Below are 14,897 nucleotides of genomic sequence, written 5' to 3' on the forward strand. Positions count from 1 at the left end.
ATGAAAACCCTCACTGATCCCACACATTTCACCTTCACCAACCACTTCGGCGAGGTGCATTCAAATAAATCAAGGTTACATAGTCGTATTGAGATGATGAACCGTCAATCCACATGGCGAAGCAGTTGGCGGTATATTGTCCTGAGTTTATTGTTGTTTTTAACGGCGATGTGTCAGCCACTGCTGCAATCGGAGCCAGAGAAAGAAGCCGTTATTAAAAATGATAAAAGCCAGAGGCCAAGCATTGACCAAATGACTGTCAGCACAACCTCTCACTCAGGGGATACTGTCATCTTTGAAAACTACAAACAAGGCCAGCTGGTGGGTAGGGTTAAAATTGAGAATTCGAATAAACATACCTCCTACACTTGGACGGGCGACATGAATCAACTCATGGAAGCAAGTTTTTTTAAACGAAAAAACACTATGATCTACGTTCGGGCTAATCATCACTTAGCTCTTTATGATGAATACAAGAAAAGCGTGACGGTATTTGTGGATGGCAAGCAAGTCTCATTGGAAGAACTAGAGAATGTGCACATCAGACAGGTAGCCAAGGTATATGCGCACAAGCGCGCCTCAAAAGAAAATTTATATGGTGTTGCCGAGGAGTACCGGAATAATCAAAAGTCAGTTCCTGAATTAAAAATGATTCAAGCCTCCACCCGCAAACCCGGCGAAACTGATTTCGTCATTTGGATTGACCGGGCTCCCAACCGGCTGAAACGCGATTCGAGCTATTATGTATTCAGTCCTTTTTATTCGGGCGATTTTTAGCCTCCTCCAAACACAAAGACACCTGGGCCAAAGCAGGCCCAGGTGTACTCTAAACAACCCATTCTCGCAAGATTTTTAATATTTTTATGAGGCAAATTTCTTACGCCTCCAATGTCTCCATTTGTTCTAAATGACAAATCAGTATCGGGATATGCGATGCCAACACCATTTTTTTGGAAAGGCTCGGATTAATCAATCCCGATAACCAGTCCCGCTTACGGGTAGCCATAACAATCAAATCTGCATGGTGTTTGTCGGCATATTTTTGCAATCCATCCACAACCGACTCTTCGTCGATGGCGTGGAGTGTGTACTTTTTATCCCCAAATGTCGCTTTGATGTCACCGATAAACTGCTCATCATCAAACACATTCACTTCAAAAGACGCATTTACTTTTACAAGGTCCAATTCAGCATTAAAATGTTCAGCTAAATTGAAGGCAAAACCCAAGGCATTTTCTTCGGGTCGCTCCAACTCCGTGGCGTACACGATTCGCTTAATGTCTTTGGTGTGCGCCTGCGGCGGCAACACCAACACAGGGCATGCGGCCTTGGCCGAAACACTAGTGGCTACACTGCCCATCAGTTTATCGAGCCACCCCCCTTTGCCCGTGCGGCCCATGACGACCAAAATCGGCTTTTGCTCAATGACCTCGTCCAAAATTACATCTGTTGCCGAGCCAAATACCAGTTTACTTTCACACGCAAACCCATCTTGTCGGCATTCTTTTTCCCACGCCTCTAGCTTTTCTCTGTCAATTTTCTCCGTCTGCTCGGCCAACGCGACTAATGCTTCTGGCGGCAGGTTAGGATCAATGATTGGCGGATGATACGCATGTACCAATGAAATTCCCGCATCGTACCTTTCTGCAATTATCTGCGCAAATTCAAGCGCTTTTTGAGAGTTGTCAGAGAAGTCCGTGGGTACCAAAATTGTTCTCATTGTTTTTCTACGTTGGTTGGATGCCATAAAATTGTGCTATTTAAGGGTGAAACTATATGACAAAAATCAGTTACCTTGGTGATAAAAATCACCCCTCTGGGTAGAACTACTGAAAAAACCCGTTTTAACGTCAAAAATGTATGTCAATGAAGAAACAATTTACGCTCAATTTGCTCGCTTTCCTATTATTCTCGGCGTGTTTTGCCCAGAAAAACCCCGCCGCCGCAGGATTTGACGCTGCTGGCTCTGATGCCAAAGCCATCGAAATAGCCGACCAAGTGATGGAAAATATGGGAGGGCGCAAAAATTGGGATAAAACGCGCTACATCGCCTGGAATTTTTTCGGAAATCGAAAACTAATTTGGGACAAGTGGACCGGTAATGTGCGCATCGACAATGTCAATAACGACCAAACTGTACTTTTAAACATCAATACCGACAAAGGACGCGTGTTTAAATACGGCCAAGAACAAACGGCTCCTGACTCCATCGCCAAATTTGTAAAAAGTGGAAAAGGTGCTTGGATAAACGACAGTTATTGGCTCCTAATGCCTTTCAAACTGAAAGATTCGGGCGTAACCCTCAAATACCTCGGCGAAGACAAAACGCAGGACGGCGTAGAAGCCGATGTACTCCAATTGACATTTAAAGGCGTAGGCAACACCCCCGACAATAAATACAAAGTATGGGTAAAGAAAACAAATCCTATGGTATGGCAATGGGCCTATTATCCCAAGTTTGACGCCGAAAAACCTGGCTTCATTCGTCCTTGGACCGACTATAAGCAACACGGAAAAATCTTGATTTCTGGCGAGCGTGGCGACCGCGACCTCACCGACATCATGGTGTTTGACAAACTACCCGAAAGCATTTTTACCGATTTCAAACGGCCAGATTTAAGCCAGTACCCACGGGCGAAGTAGCAATAATGTTAAAACCACTAAGTTTCATTAAGACTTAGTGGTAAAAAAAATACTATAAGAATGCTTCAATCCAAAGCCGCCATTGCCAACGGCACGGGCAGTTTTTCCATTCAAACCCTCCAAGTAGCCGCCCCGCAGGGCGATGAAGTGCTGGTACAAATCAAAGCGGCGGGCATCTGTCATACCGATTGGGATTCGCAATCATGGGGTAAGTCTCTCGTGATGGGCCACGAAGGCTCAGGCATCGTAACCCAAATTGGCCCTGATGTAACGAGCCTTCAGGTAGGCGACAAAGTGATGCTTAACTGGGCCATTCCGTGTCACAAATGCTTTCAGTGCCAGGAAGGCAACCAACATATTTGCGAAGTCAATTCGCCCGTTACAGCGGGTAATAAAGCCTCAGGGGGCCACGCGACACTGGCCTCTACCCTTCTGGAAGGTCAACCCATTGAGCGCGCGTTTAGCCTCGGTACGATGGCAGAATACACGTTGGTGCGAGAAGCGGCCTGCGTCAAAATCACGGTCGACATGCCTTTTTCGTCGGCGGCCATTGTCGGTTGCGGTGTCATGACTGGCTACGGTTCGGTGGTCAATGCTGCCAAAGTCAAAACGGGCAGCTCCGTGGTGGTACTCGGCACGGGCGGCGTGGGGCTAAACGTCATTCAAGGCGCAAGAATCGCGGGCGCGGCCAAAATCATCGCTGTAGACATCAACCCATTACGCCTCGAAATGGCCCGAGAATACGGCGCTACCGACACTGTTTTGGCCAAAAAGGAAGACATAGGCCTATTGCAGGCCGCCCAGCTTGTTAAGTCCATTACCAACGGGCGCGGCGCTGATTATGCTTTTGAGTGTACCGCTATTCCCGAACTCGGTGCCGCACCGCTTGCCATGGTGCGCAACGCAGGCGTTGCCTGTCAGGTGAGCGGCATTGAGCAGGTAATTAGCATCGACATGAACCTTTTTGAATGGGACAAAATCTACATCAATCCGCTTTATGGCAAAGCTCGGCCCCAAATTGATTTTCCCATTCTCCAACAACTCTACGCCAAAGGCGATTTGATTTTGGACAAAATGGTGACCAAAACCTACAACCTTGACCAACTCGCCGAAGCCTTTGCCGATATGCACGCGGGCAGAAATGCGAAGGGCGTGATTGTGTTTTAGAGCCACGCTGTCATTTTGATTTTTTAATGTATGTCCCAATTCTTCACCGTCGAAATCTCCGACCCACGTTTTGAATCCGACAATCTGCGCTTGATTACGGTCAAAAGCCCATCGTTGAAAAAACGAGCGGATATTACTGTATTTGTACCCGACGTTCCTGTTTCTGAACTCAAAGGCATGGTCATGCTCCTGCATGGTGTGTATGGAAGCCATTGGGCATGGACGCTCAAAGGTGGCGTTCATCAAACCGCCGAACGGCTCATTAATGAAAACAAAATGCCGCCCATGCTTCTGGTCATGCCTTCCGATGGGCTGTTTGCCGACGGCAGCGGGTATGTGCCTCATCTGTCGGAAGACTATGAAAAATGGATTGTGGAAGATGTGGTCAGTGTAGTAACCCAACAAATCGCGGGCCGCGCTTTGCCGCTTTTCATCACGGGGCTTTCGATGGGCGGTTATGGTGCACTGCGGCTAGGAGCTAAGTATTCTGATAAATTCAGGGCTTTTTCGGGTCATTCGTCCGTCACAGAGCTGGGCCAATTGAACCAATTTGTGGAAGATTTTGACGGGCTTCTCTCAGTCGCTCAAACCCAAGAATCGGTGTTGGAAAGTATCCTGCAACACAAAGTAAACCTTCCGCCTTTTCGGTTTGATTGCGGCCAGGAAGATATTCTCATTGATTACAATCGACAATTGCATCATTCTTTGGTCCGGCATGGCATTGAGCATCAATACAATGAGTTTCCGGGCGGGCATGAATGGCCTTATTGGGAAGAACACATTGCTGAATCATTGCTTTTTTTCGGTAGTTTGTGCCCGTAATTTTTATAAACCATATAAGCCGAAAAAGATCAGATTTATGAACGACAACAGCATTCCAAACAAACCCGGCAGTATTAAAAATATTGACGCAGATGCCGCCGCCATCAGCTTCGGTCAACCATCTGACGATTTGACGGGGGTATTTCTTCGCACTCTTATTGCTTCCAAACCTGCGGGGAAATTTCTGGAATTGGGTACGGGTGCTGGCCGCGCCACGGCTTGGATTTTGGAAGGAATGAGCGCTGATTCTAGCCTCATTTCGGTAGAATTTGACGAAGCTTTGATTTCCATTGCCCAAAAACACCTTGGCCACGACCCACGATTGGAGTTAATCTGTCTTCCAGGCGAAGACGTCATCGTGACGCTTCCCACCAATAGCTTTGATTTAATTTTTGCCGATACATGGCCCGGCAAATACAATCATTTGGCCGAAACCCTGAATTTGGTCAAACCGGGCGGTTTTTACATCATCGACGATATGCTCCCCCAGCCCAATTGGCCCGAAGGACACGCCGAAAAAGTAGCCGCGCTCATCCAAACGCTTGAAGAAGATACCCGTTTTGAAACGGTTAAAATGTCGTGGGCTTCGGGGGTAATTGTTTTGGTAAAAAAGGCATAATGCAGAGACATTCTAGGTTTCAGAGACTTGGAATGTCTCATGAATTCGGTAGGTAGGCTTCACCGCCAAGCGGATGCGGCCAATCATTCTCTGTGTACATCTTTAAATTTCAACATATCGACAAGTCGCTGCTCTTTTTCGTTGTCGAAACCGCAGGAGGTCTTAAATTCTTTCGGATTTTCATACGTTCCAAAAAGCATATCCCACCAAACAATGTCACCATAGTTATTGGTGTGTTTATTGTATTCGTGATGAATTCTGTGCATTTCAGGACGTTGGAAAATATAACCAACCCATTGCGGACTTTTAACATTTGTATGATAAAAAAACTCCCCAAGCGCGGTACAAAGTGTATAAATTCCACCTGCCTCCATGTTTAATCCCAATAAAAAATACACCAGCAAACTCCCAATGATTGAGTTGACCGTCATTTCCAAAGGGTGCTTGTAAAAAGAAGTGATGACTTCGATTCGTTGCGGACTATGGTGGATTTGATGAAAATGGGTCCATAGAAAATCAACGGTGTGCCGCCAACGATGCCACCAATAGAATATAAACGTTGCGATAAAATACGCAATCAGTCCCCCCAAATAAGGGTTTACGTGGTCTGAAAGATGAAATAACGAATAGACCGAAAACCACTTTTCCCACGTATATCCTGCCAGTATTACTACGCCAAGTTGAATAAAATTTACCCCCAGAACTCTGATGGTCCATGTCGGTACGTCAGGAAGTTTCCAACCCGGGATGAGTCGTTCTAAGATAAAGCAAAATCCAAAAACGATAAAAATGAGGGTGAGCATATCTTTTGTAGCTTTTAAAGTTTCGGTTACAAAACTCACCCCAAATCCACCCAAAAAAATTGACATAAATCAATTCAAAAATCGGACTTTACCATTTCTTAGCCCTCAATCGGCTGAGGGTTTCAAAGCTGATGCCAAGGTAAGAAGCAATGTATTTGAGCGGTACGCGGTTGCTGATATCCGGAAAAGAAGTGACCAACTGTCGGTAGCGTTCATCGGCCGTTTTCTTTCTTAAATTTTGGGTACGCTGCTCACTCAACACATAATAATGCTCCGTCAGAAGCCGCCCTACCCGATTAAATTCGGGATATTGAAGATACAGTTGATGGAGGCGCTGGTAGGAGATTGACCATAAAATACAGTCTTCGAGCGTCTCTATCATCTCTTCCGAAGGTGTTTGGGTATAAAAGCTAACAATAGAAATTACAAAATCGCCTTCTTTCATAAACCACGAGTTGATCTCCTCTCCCTCTTTCAGGTAATACCCTCGCACGCATCCCTGTTCCACAAAATGCATTCGATGCGCGGTTTGCCCCTCTTTCAAAATCAATTGTTTTTTGGGCACCACTTCCTTCACCAAGGAGTTTCGCAGTACCTCCTCAAATTCATGGCTCATCGAAGGCCAAAGTTGTTTGGTGAGTTCAATCAGCTTTTCCATATTTCGGGTTGTTTCAGGGTTCTAAACGCAAAATGGCCGCACATTGATGTGCAGCCATTTTAGTACTGAAAAATTATTTATCCAAAAACACGATTAGCTCAGGCTCTTCACAATTTCCTGAAACTGCTCTACATCAATGGTTTTGTCCTCCAAAGGCAGTTGCGTTTTAAGGGTTGCAAACACCTTATCGTCAAACACGAGGTTGAACATTTTGGAGTAGTTATTTTCTTTTTCTGACGTCAGGTAGTTCATCGCAATCTTACGGATGGTGTCGTTCATCTGCTCACCCATATCGTTGCCGTAGAAACCAAACTGCTCACGTACCATGTCTTCGGCGCGGGCAATTACCTCTTCTGATTCTACTTTGATGTCGACTTGTTCGGCCATCTTGTTTTTGATCAACGAAAGTTTCAGTGACTTCGTAAACTGCGGATAGTCGGCGTCGATTTGCTCAGGTGTGAATTTTCCTTCGTTGGCGTTAAACAACCATTTTTTCAGGAATTCTTCTGGTAAATCAATGCTGATATTGTCCAACAACGCTTGGTCGATGTCACGGCGCAACAACGAATCAGCTTCGCGAGCGTAGTTGTTTTTGATAATTTCGGCTACTTGGTCGCGGAAAGCTACTTCGTTATCCACTTTACCAGCACCCAATACTTTATCAAAAAACTCCTGATTGATTTCAGCAGGTGCTTGACGCGTGACGTCTTCTACCGTGAAGGTAAAATCACCCGCCAATGCAGCGGCATCTTCGTCTTTTAAGCCTGTCAAATGCGCTACGGCTTTGTCGTCAACGAAGGTGTTGCGAATATCAAACGTAATCTCGCTTCCTTTGCTCAAACCGATAAATTGTGCCTGCGCTTCTTCTTTGATTTGGCGCGAAGGAATGGCCGTTTTAGTCGAAAAGTCACCTTGTTTCAACTCACCATAAATCATATCACCCGCTTCCGAAACTTCGGGATTGATTTGACCCGCAAATTGCGTACGCAGGTTTTCGATGGTATCATTCAATTCTTTTTCGCCCGCTTCTATGGTATAATTAGAAACCGAAGGCAAGGCGCTCAAATTCACTTCAAAGTCAGAAGCCAATCCCAATTCGTAGGCAAACTCAAATTCGCTTTGCTTATCCCAGTCAATAGTTGATGTTTTTTCGCGGTCAATTTGCGGATCACCAACTACTGGAAGTTTATTGTCGCGGATGTAGCCACTGACGGTATCGCTCAACAATTGGTTGACCTCGTCAATAACGATGCTTTTTCCGTACATGCGCTGAATCACCTGCGCGGGTACTTTACCCGGGCGGAACCCTTTCAAATTAACGCGTTTGCTATAATCTTTGAGGGTTTTATCTACTTTTGGTTGGTAATCCTCTTTTGCCAACTTGACGGTCAACGTGGCGTTGGTGGGTGTACTTTTTTCTAACAGGACCTCCATTTTGCAGTTATTAGTTATCTGTTGTCCCGATTGACATCGGGACGATGATTGAATGGTTACTCATTGAAAAAACCCTCAAACTTTGCGAGCTTGAGGGTTTAGTTTTTGACGGTTTCCGAAACGTATTTTTGTTCACGGACGACGGCCACTAAAGGTGCGGGCGGAGGGACTCGAACCCCCATGCCTTGCGGCGCCAGATCCTAAGTCTGGTATGTCTACCAATTTCACCACGCCCGCAGCGTGTGTGTTTGGGGCTGCAAAATTATGAATAGATTTGTAATAAATGCAAATAAATAGAGAAGTTTTAACGTCTTTATTTTTGATTTTTTTTTCAAACCAAACTACTTCGCTGTCTATCAACAATTTACTCAAAATATATCCGTTTGTATTTTGCTCATAAATCAGAAAATAGTTGTAAAAAAAAATAATTCTGACTACTTTAGTCGTATTGAGTACAACAAATTCGGTCCACCGACCCATCCATAAACATGCCCATCGAAGTAGAAATTGATTTGGATCTTGAGCGTCTGGAGATTCTGAAACGATACCGCAGACTTCTACGTGCCGCCAAGCCCTTTTTGAAAGACAACGACGCCAAACTCATCAAAAAAGCGTTTAACCTTTCCGTTGAAGCCCACAAAGACATGCGCCGGAAATCTGGCGAGCCTTACATTTATCATCCCATTGCGGTTGCTCAGATTTGCGTTGAAGAAATCGGCTTGGGAACTACCTCTATTATCTGCGCCCTTTTGCACGACGTTGTCGAAGACACCGACTATACCCTTCAGGACATTGAGCGCCAGTTTGGGAAAAAGGTAGCGCAAATCATTGATGGACTCACCAAAATTTCGGGCCAATTTGAGTTTGGAACGTCGCAGCAAGCCGAAAACTTTCGGAAAATGCTGTTGACACTCTCGGACGACATTCGTGTCATCATGATTAAGCTCGCCGACCGCCTGCACAATATGCGCACGCTCGACAGCATGGCGCGCGACAAGCAATTGAAGATTGCATCTGAGACCATCTTTATCTATGCGCCCCTCGCCCACCGTTTAGGATTACATTCAATCAAGACCGAACTCGAAGACCTGTACCTTAAATATACAGAGCCCGAAGGTTTTGAAGAAATAAGGAGCAAGTTGAGAGCTACCCGCGCCTCCCGCGATCGTTTTATTGCCAAATTTATCGAACCGATTGAGGACGACCTCCGGGAGCAGGGATATGATTTTGCCATCAAAGGGCGTCCAAAATCCATTTATTCCATCTGGAATAAAATGCGGAAACAGAAAAAGCCCTTTGAGGAAATCTACGATTTGTTTGCGGTGCGCGTCATCATGAATTCCAAAGACGACCCCAAAGAAGAAAAATCTGACTGTTGGCACGCGTATTCGATTGTCACGGACCACTATACCCCAAACATCGACCGCCTGAAAGACTGGCTGGCCACTCCCCGCGCCAACGGCTACGAATCGCTCCACATTACAGTGATGTACCGCCCCGAAGGCACCGACAAAGCCCAATGGGTAGAAGTGCAGATTCGCTCCAAACGCATGGACGAAATTGCCGAAAAAGGCGTAGCAGCCCACTGGAAATACAAAGGAAACGACACCAAAACCAGTCAGGGTATCGACCAGTGGATCAATCAGGTGCGCGAAATGCTCGAAGCTACCAAAGACAGCAAAGCCGCCGCGCTGGAATTTTTGGATGATTTCAGGAGCAATCTGTTTGCCGAAGAAGTATTTGTGTTTACGCCAAAAGGCGAACTGCGCGTATTGCAGCGCGGCGCTACGGCCCTAGATTTTGCCTTTGATATTCACTCTGAAGTGGGCGCTCGCTGCATTGCGGCCAAAGTCAACAACTCGCTCGTGCCCATCAGCCAGTCGCTCAACAACGGCGACCAAGTGGAAATCATTACGGCCAAACGACAGAAACCTAGTGAAGACTGGCTAAAATTTGTCGTGACTTCGAAGGCTAAAGCGCGGATTAAAGAGCTTATTAAAGAAGAAAACAAGCAGTATCTTACGGATGGGCGCAGCATCATTGAACGCAAGTGCAAGATTCTGCACTTAGAAGTAACCAACGAATTGATCAATCAGCTTCGGGCGTATTTCAACTGCAAAACGCCCAACGACCTGTATTATCGTTTCGGAAAAGGCTACATCAATGCCGACGAAATCAAGAAATTCAAGCACGAAAAAGAAGCAAAATTGAATGTGTTGGCTAAAATCAACACCGATACAATGCAAGATGGCAAGCAGTTCACCAAAGAGCTCAAAAAGATGCATGGTGAACGTGCCGACGCCGACGCGCTGCTGATTGGGGAAGATATGGATAAGATCGACTACATCTTGGCCAAATGCTGTAATCCTATCCCCGGCGACGATGTATTTGGGTTCGTGACCGTCAATGAAGGCATTAAAATTCACCGTACCACCTGCCCCAACGCGCCCGAATTACTCTCCAATCACGGCAACCGCGTCATCAAAGCTAAGTGGACTTCACAACAGAAATTGGCGTTTTTGGCGGGACTCCGCATCGAAGGAACCGACCGCGTGGGCTTGGTCAATGACCTGACCCGAATCATTTCCAACGAACTCCACATCAATATCAGATCCATTGCGGTCGAAACGGACGAGGGTATTTTTGAGGCCATCATTAAGTTGTACGTGTACGATACCCGCCACTTAGAACAGCTTCTACAAAAACTGGAAAAAGTGGAAGGTGTATTTAAAGTCGCACGTTTTGATTGAAAATTCGTACTTTTGCCCCCGTTAATTGTTAATCGCACGGGTGCCTACGCGTCAATTATTAATTGCAGTGAGTACGCGCCAGTGACTTTTAACCTTAACCTGTCAACCAAGAAAAAAATGCCCCAAGCCAAACACGAAAATTTAGAAGCGGCCAAACGCATCCTGACGGCTTATTTGGAACGTAAAGGTCTGCGCAAAACGCCCGAACGTTTTGCGATATTGGAGGAGATATATAGCCGCGAAGACCACTTCGACGTAGATGAGCTGTATATATCAATGAAGAATAAAAAATATCGGGTGAGCCGCGCCACCGTCTATAACACGCTTGATGTACTGGTTGATTGTGATTTAGTAACCAAACACCAATTTGGCAAAAACCTAGCGCAGTACGAAAAAGCCTACGGCTACCGTCAGCACGACCACATTATTTGCATGGATTGCCACCACGTGATGGAGTTTTGCGACCCGCGCGTTCAGAATATCCAAAACATGGTCGGTGATTTGCTCAAATTCAATGTATTGCACCACTCGCTCATCTTCTACGGCAACTGCCAGCGCGTAAACTGCGAAAATAAAAATAAAATAAACGAAAGACCCCAAAGAATTGAAATAGAATAACTTATGAAAGTTGACGTATTACTGGGCCTCCAATGGGGCGACGAAGGGAAAGGAAAGATTGTGGACGTTTTGGCGCCCCAATACCAAGTAGTAGCACGTTTTCAGGGCGGCCCGAATGCGGGCCATACCCTCGAATTTGATGGTTTCAAACACGTACTGCACCAAATACCTTCGGGAATTTTTCGTCCTGAAATCAAAAACATCATCGGCAATGGCTTGGTTCTTGACCCGATTGTTTTGAAAAAAGAAATCGACGGACTCGCAAAATACAACCTCCCGCTCAAGCAAAATCTCTTTATTTCCAAGAAAGCTTCGGTCATTGTACCGACCCACCGTTTGTTGGATGCCGCTTATGAGAAGTCGAAAGGTGATTCCAAAATCGGCTCTACCTTGCGTGGTATCGGACCTGCCTATCAGGACAAAGTAGCCCGTCAGGGATTACGCATGGGCGACCTTGTTTCGCCTGATTTTAAAGAGCAATACAATCGTTTGGTTGACCAACACAAGGTTATCCTTGATTTTTATAACTACGATTATTCTTCAACGCTCGCCGATGCCGAAGCAACCTTCTTTGAAGCAACGGAGTTTTTGAAAGACTATAATTTTGTGGATAGCGAATACCTCGTCAATGAAGCGATTGATGCGGGGCAAACGGTATTGGCCGAAGGTGCCCAAGGCTCTTTGCTAGACATTGACTTTGGTTCGTATCCTTTCGTAACGAGCTCCAATACCACGACCGCCGGTGCCTGCACGGGTCTAGGGTTGTCGCCGCGTCGCATTGGTGAAGTATTCGGAATTTTCAAAGCCTATTGCACCCGCGTAGGCAGCGGCCCTTTCCCTACCGAATTATTGAACGAAGTGGGCGAGCGGATGCGTCAGGAAGGCCGTGAATTTGGTTCGACCACGGGTCGTCCGCGTCGTTGTGGTTGGTTAGACCTGCCAGCGCTTAAATACGCTATCATGATTAATGGTGTGACGCAATTGGTGATGATGAAAGTAGATGTTTTGAATATTTTTGAAGAAATCAACATCTGCACGCACTACCAATTGGCCGACGGCACCCTCACCGACCGTTTCCCGTACGACTTGTGTACCAATGAGGCTACGCCCGTCTACAAAACCATGAAAGGCTGGGCGCAGTCGCTCGAAAATCTTCATACATACGACGAAGTTCCTGCCGAGTTGGCCGCGTACATTGAATTTTTGGAAGCAGAACTCAACTTGCCCATCAGCTTTATTTCAACGGGCCCCGACCGCGAAGCCATCATTCACCGCGAAGCACAAATAGCTTAATCCTAGAGCTATTTTTCAATATTATTATCAGGTGCGGACTTCGGTTCGCACCTTTTTTATTGCAACCTCACCACCCGATACGCCGGTGGCTTGATGTCGTTAAAGCACAGGCAGACATTTAATTGTCGATAATGCTAAGTTTCGGATGTTTTTGTAATAACCTGAAAATTCGTATTTTACATCATCAAATGCGCCAACACTCGTACTTTTTTGACCAATGATATTACGTAGCCTTATAGTTCTTTTTATCTTTTTCAGTGGCTGTACGAACGCAAATGAAATTGCTTCCAAAAAATCGGCATTGAAAATCCTATTTGTAGGAAACAGCCTTACGTATACCAACGATTTGCCGCAATTGGTCCAGGAAATAGGTAAATACGATAGCGTCAGCATTGAGTACACAATGCTTAGCTTTCCCAACTACTCCTTGGAAGACCACTGGAAAGAAGGAAAAGTGCAAAAGGAAATCGAAACGGGTCGTTATGATTTTGTCGTTGCCCAGCAAGGCCCTTCCGCCTTGCCCGAATCTCAGGTTTTATTGTTGGAATATGCCCGACGGCTGGCAGAAGTTTGCAAAAAAAACAATACATCAATGGCGATTTATATGGTTTGGCCCTCTTCGACCCGTTTTTTAGATTTAGACAACGTCATTTACTCCTACACCCAAGCGGCCAAACAAACCCAATCGCTGCTCTGTCCTGCGGGCTTGGCGTGGAAATACGCCTGGCAGTCAACACCCAGCTTGCCACTTTATGGGAATGACAATTTCCATCCGAGCATGACGGGAAGTGTGCTGGCAGCTTTTACGGTTTACGGGACATTAATCAAAAAAAGCAATTTTGATTTCCTCACGGCTGAAAAATCACCTTGGACTGAAATATCAAAAAAGAACTTGGACACCTTGAAACAGGCAGCCTTGAAAGCAATGGAAAAGTGATTGATGGAAAGTAGCCCACTACGAGAAAAATCAATTCTTTACAGGGCCGCTTATTTTTCAGCAATTGATTCTCTCAACATCCTATTACTCTTTTTCAAAACTTATTTCTCACTGATAAGTTTATTAGACACACCAGCCAAAGCAGGTGCATCATAAATCAACTTTTCATAAAAAAATGCCTTCTTGTATAATTATTGGTGCGGGAATGACGGGGCTGACTGCCGCGCGTACACTTCAACAAAACGGCTGGAACGTCACGGTACTCGACAAAGGGCGTGGTGTAGGTGGGCGCATGGCGACCCGCCGTTTGGCCAATGCCCGCGCTGACCACGGTGCCCAGTATTTTACGGCTCGTACCACCGAGTTTCAGCAATTTATTTCAGTGCTAACCGAAGTAGGTGTTGTCCAAGAATGGGCCTTGCAGGATACAGAACTTAGTGATATTTCTTTTCATCATCCGCGTTTTGTGGGAGTGGAGGGCATGAGCAGCATTGCCAAATACATGGCGCAACCACTCAATGTGCAAACTGGCCAGCGCGCAATACACATTTCAGGGGATGAAAACGGTTGTATTGTTCTGACGGAATCAGGACAAGCCTATGAGGCCGACACGCTCATCATCACCATCCCTGCTCCGCAAGCCTTGGTACTTTTAAACGACAGTTATCTGCTTTCAGCGGCGGAGTCTAGTGTTTTTGAGAGCATAGAATATGCTCCCTGCATTGCGGTAATGGTACTTTTGAATGGGAATAGCCTTATTCCAACGCCAGGCATCCTCAAATTTGGCCAAGGCCCCGTGGCGTGGGTGGCCGATAATTTTCAAAAAGGGATTTCAGAAACTACTTCCATCACCGTTCATGCAAGCGCCGCCTTTAGCAAGCAGCACTTAGAAGAAGACCTTACCGCAACGGGTGAATTGCTCCTTGATTCGCTCAGTGAGTGGATTCCCAAAGCGCAGATTGAATCGTTTCAGGTGCATCGCTGGCGGTACAGTTTAGCCGAAAAATCTTATCCTCAACCCTATTACGTCTGCAATACCCCGTTTTCGCTATTGATGGGTGGAGACGGATTCGGACAGGGAAATGTAGAAGGAGCCTTTCAATCAGGGCGGCAAATGGCCAACTTTTTGCTTAAATTTTAGATATAAACACCC

The 14,897-nt window shown here is 45.9% G+C and carries 14 protein-coding genes and 1 tRNA gene; 10 read left to right on the forward strand and 5 right to left on the reverse strand.

Annotation, left to right across the window (positions count from 1 at the left end; genetic code table 11):
- Positions 1 to 777, forward strand: coding sequence for a hypothetical protein (locus DR864_RS07775; protein WP_162793635.1), 777 nt, complete (start codon positions 1 to 3; stop codon positions 775 to 777).
- A 100-nt stretch (positions 778 to 877) separates the two neighbouring features.
- On the opposite strand, the gene DR864_RS07780 is transcribed toward DR864_RS07775, so the two are convergent.
- Positions 878 to 1,720: a universal stress protein gene (locus DR864_RS07780; RefSeq protein WP_162793637.1), complete on the reverse strand. Its 843-nt coding sequence runs from the start codon at positions 1,718 to 1,720 to the stop codon at positions 878 to 880.
- 140 nt (positions 1,721 to 1,860) lie between these two features.
- On the opposite strand from DR864_RS07780, the gene DR864_RS07785 reads away from it, so the two are divergent.
- Genes DR864_RS07785 through DR864_RS07800 form a run of 4 tightly spaced genes read left to right on the forward strand, consistent with a single transcriptional unit; the run spans position 1,861 to position 5,251 of the window.
- Positions 1,861 to 2,643: a hypothetical protein gene (locus DR864_RS07785; protein WP_114066427.1), complete on the forward strand. Its 783-nt coding sequence runs from the start codon at positions 1,861 to 1,863 to the stop codon at positions 2,641 to 2,643.
- 60 nt (positions 2,644 to 2,703) lie between these two features.
- On the forward strand, positions 2,704 to 3,810 hold the full coding sequence (locus DR864_RS07790) for an alcohol dehydrogenase catalytic domain-containing protein (RefSeq protein ID WP_114066428.1): 1,107 nt from the start codon (positions 2,704 to 2,706) through the stop codon (positions 3,808 to 3,810).
- A 30-nt stretch (positions 3,811 to 3,840) separates the two neighbouring features.
- A complete protein-coding gene (locus tag DR864_RS07795; protein WP_114066429.1) occupies positions 3,841 to 4,632 on the forward strand; it encodes an alpha/beta hydrolase in 792 nt (263 codons plus the stop codon).
- 37 nt (positions 4,633 to 4,669) lie between these two features.
- Complete coding sequence (locus DR864_RS07800) at positions 4,670 to 5,251, forward strand: O-methyltransferase (RefSeq protein WP_114066430.1); 582 nt, start codon at positions 4,670 to 4,672, stop codon at positions 5,249 to 5,251.
- Between the two features lie 83 nt (positions 5,252 to 5,334).
- Here the strand turns inward: DR864_RS07800 and DR864_RS07805 are convergent, their stop codons facing one another.
- The 4 genes from DR864_RS07805 to DR864_RS07820 all read right to left on the reverse strand — a co-directional run bounded on the left by DR864_RS07805 (position 5,335) and on the right by DR864_RS07820 (position 8,383).
- Complete coding sequence (locus DR864_RS07805; RefSeq protein WP_114070198.1) at positions 5,335 to 6,054, reverse strand: sterol desaturase family protein; 720 nt, start codon at positions 6,052 to 6,054, stop codon at positions 5,335 to 5,337.
- 88 nt (positions 6,055 to 6,142) lie between these two features.
- Positions 6,143 to 6,712, reverse strand: a complete 570-nt coding sequence (locus DR864_RS07810; RefSeq protein WP_114066431.1) for a Crp/Fnr family transcriptional regulator — start codon at positions 6,710 to 6,712, stop codon at positions 6,143 to 6,145.
- Positions 6,713 to 6,805: 93 nt separating this feature from the next.
- Positions 6,806 to 8,146 carry a trigger factor gene (gene tig / locus DR864_RS07815; RefSeq protein WP_114066432.1) on the reverse strand — a complete coding sequence of 447 codons (1,341 nt, stop codon included), beginning with the start codon at positions 8,144 to 8,146 and terminating at the stop codon, positions 6,806 to 6,808.
- 155 nt (positions 8,147 to 8,301) lie between these two features.
- Positions 8,302 to 8,383 (reverse strand) — tRNA-Leu (locus DR864_RS07820).
- A 251-nt stretch (positions 8,384 to 8,634) separates the two neighbouring features.
- Between DR864_RS07820 and DR864_RS07825 the strand changes: the two genes are divergently transcribed.
- The 5 genes from DR864_RS07825 (at position 8,635) to DR864_RS07845 (ending at position 14,885) form a co-directional block, all read left to right on the forward strand.
- Positions 8,635 to 10,896, forward strand: a complete 2,262-nt coding sequence (locus tag DR864_RS07825) for a RelA/SpoT family protein (protein ID WP_114066433.1) — start codon at positions 8,635 to 8,637, stop codon at positions 10,894 to 10,896.
- Positions 10,897 to 11,013: 117 nt separating this feature from the next.
- A complete protein-coding gene (locus DR864_RS07830) occupies positions 11,014 to 11,514 on the forward strand; it encodes a Fur family transcriptional regulator (RefSeq protein WP_114066434.1) in 501 nt (166 codons plus the stop codon).
- Positions 11,515 to 11,517: 3 nt separating this feature from the next.
- A complete protein-coding gene (locus DR864_RS07835; RefSeq protein ID WP_114066435.1) occupies positions 11,518 to 12,807 on the forward strand; it encodes an adenylosuccinate synthase in 1,290 nt (429 codons plus the stop codon).
- Positions 12,808 to 13,108: 301 nt separating this feature from the next.
- Complete coding sequence (locus tag DR864_RS07840) at positions 13,109 to 13,744, forward strand: SGNH/GDSL hydrolase family protein (protein ID WP_162793639.1); 636 nt, start codon at positions 13,109 to 13,111, stop codon at positions 13,742 to 13,744.
- Between the two features lie 175 nt (positions 13,745 to 13,919).
- A complete protein-coding gene (locus DR864_RS07845) occupies positions 13,920 to 14,885 on the forward strand; it encodes an NAD(P)/FAD-dependent oxidoreductase (protein ID WP_114066437.1) in 966 nt (321 codons plus the stop codon).
- Positions 14,886 to 14,897: the final 12 nt, after the last annotated feature.

Origin of the sequence: Runella rosea (assembly GCF_003325355.1) — a bacterium.
Taxonomy (GTDB): Bacteria; Bacteroidota; Bacteroidia; order Cytophagales; family Spirosomataceae; genus Runella; species Runella rosea.

Excerpts from the sequence above, each read along its gene's own strand:
- DR864_RS07845 (WP_114066437.1), top strand. The coding sequence starts at position 13,920 with ATGCCTTCTTGTATAATTATTGGTGCGGGAATGACGGGGCTGACTGCC.
- DR864_RS07830 (WP_114066434.1), top strand. The coding sequence starts at position 11,014 with ATGCCCCAAGCCAAACACGAAAATTTAGAAGCGGCCAAACGCATCCTG.
- DR864_RS07800 (WP_114066430.1), top strand. The coding sequence starts at position 4,670 with ATGAACGACAACAGCATTCCAAACAAACCCGGCAGTATTAAAAATATT.
- DR864_RS07805 (WP_114070198.1), bottom strand. The coding sequence starts at position 6,054 with ATGCTCACCCTCATTTTTATCGTTTTTGGATTTTGCTTTATCTTAGAA.
- DR864_RS07775 (WP_162793635.1), top strand. The coding sequence starts at position 1 with ATGAAAACCCTCACTGATCCCACACATTTCACCTTCACCAACCACTTC.
- DR864_RS07810 (WP_114066431.1), bottom strand. The coding sequence starts at position 6,712 with ATGGAAAAGCTGATTGAACTCACCAAACAACTTTGGCCTTCGATGAGC.
- DR864_RS07785 (WP_114066427.1), top strand. The coding sequence starts at position 1,861 with ATGTCAATGAAGAAACAATTTACGCTCAATTTGCTCGCTTTCCTATTA.
- tig (WP_114066432.1), bottom strand. The coding sequence starts at position 8,146 with ATGGAGGTCCTGTTAGAAAAAAGTACACCCACCAACGCCACGTTGACC.
- DR864_RS07780 (WP_162793637.1), bottom strand. The coding sequence starts at position 1,720 with ATGAGAACAATTTTGGTACCCACGGACTTCTCTGACAACTCTCAAAAA.
- DR864_RS07825 (WP_114066433.1), top strand. The coding sequence starts at position 8,635 with ATGCCCATCGAAGTAGAAATTGATTTGGATCTTGAGCGTCTGGAGATT.
- DR864_RS07835 (WP_114066435.1), top strand. The coding sequence starts at position 11,518 with ATGAAAGTTGACGTATTACTGGGCCTCCAATGGGGCGACGAAGGGAAA.
- DR864_RS07790 (WP_114066428.1), top strand. The coding sequence starts at position 2,704 with ATGCTTCAATCCAAAGCCGCCATTGCCAACGGCACGGGCAGTTTTTCC.
- DR864_RS07795 (WP_114066429.1), top strand. The coding sequence starts at position 3,841 with ATGTCCCAATTCTTCACCGTCGAAATCTCCGACCCACGTTTTGAATCC.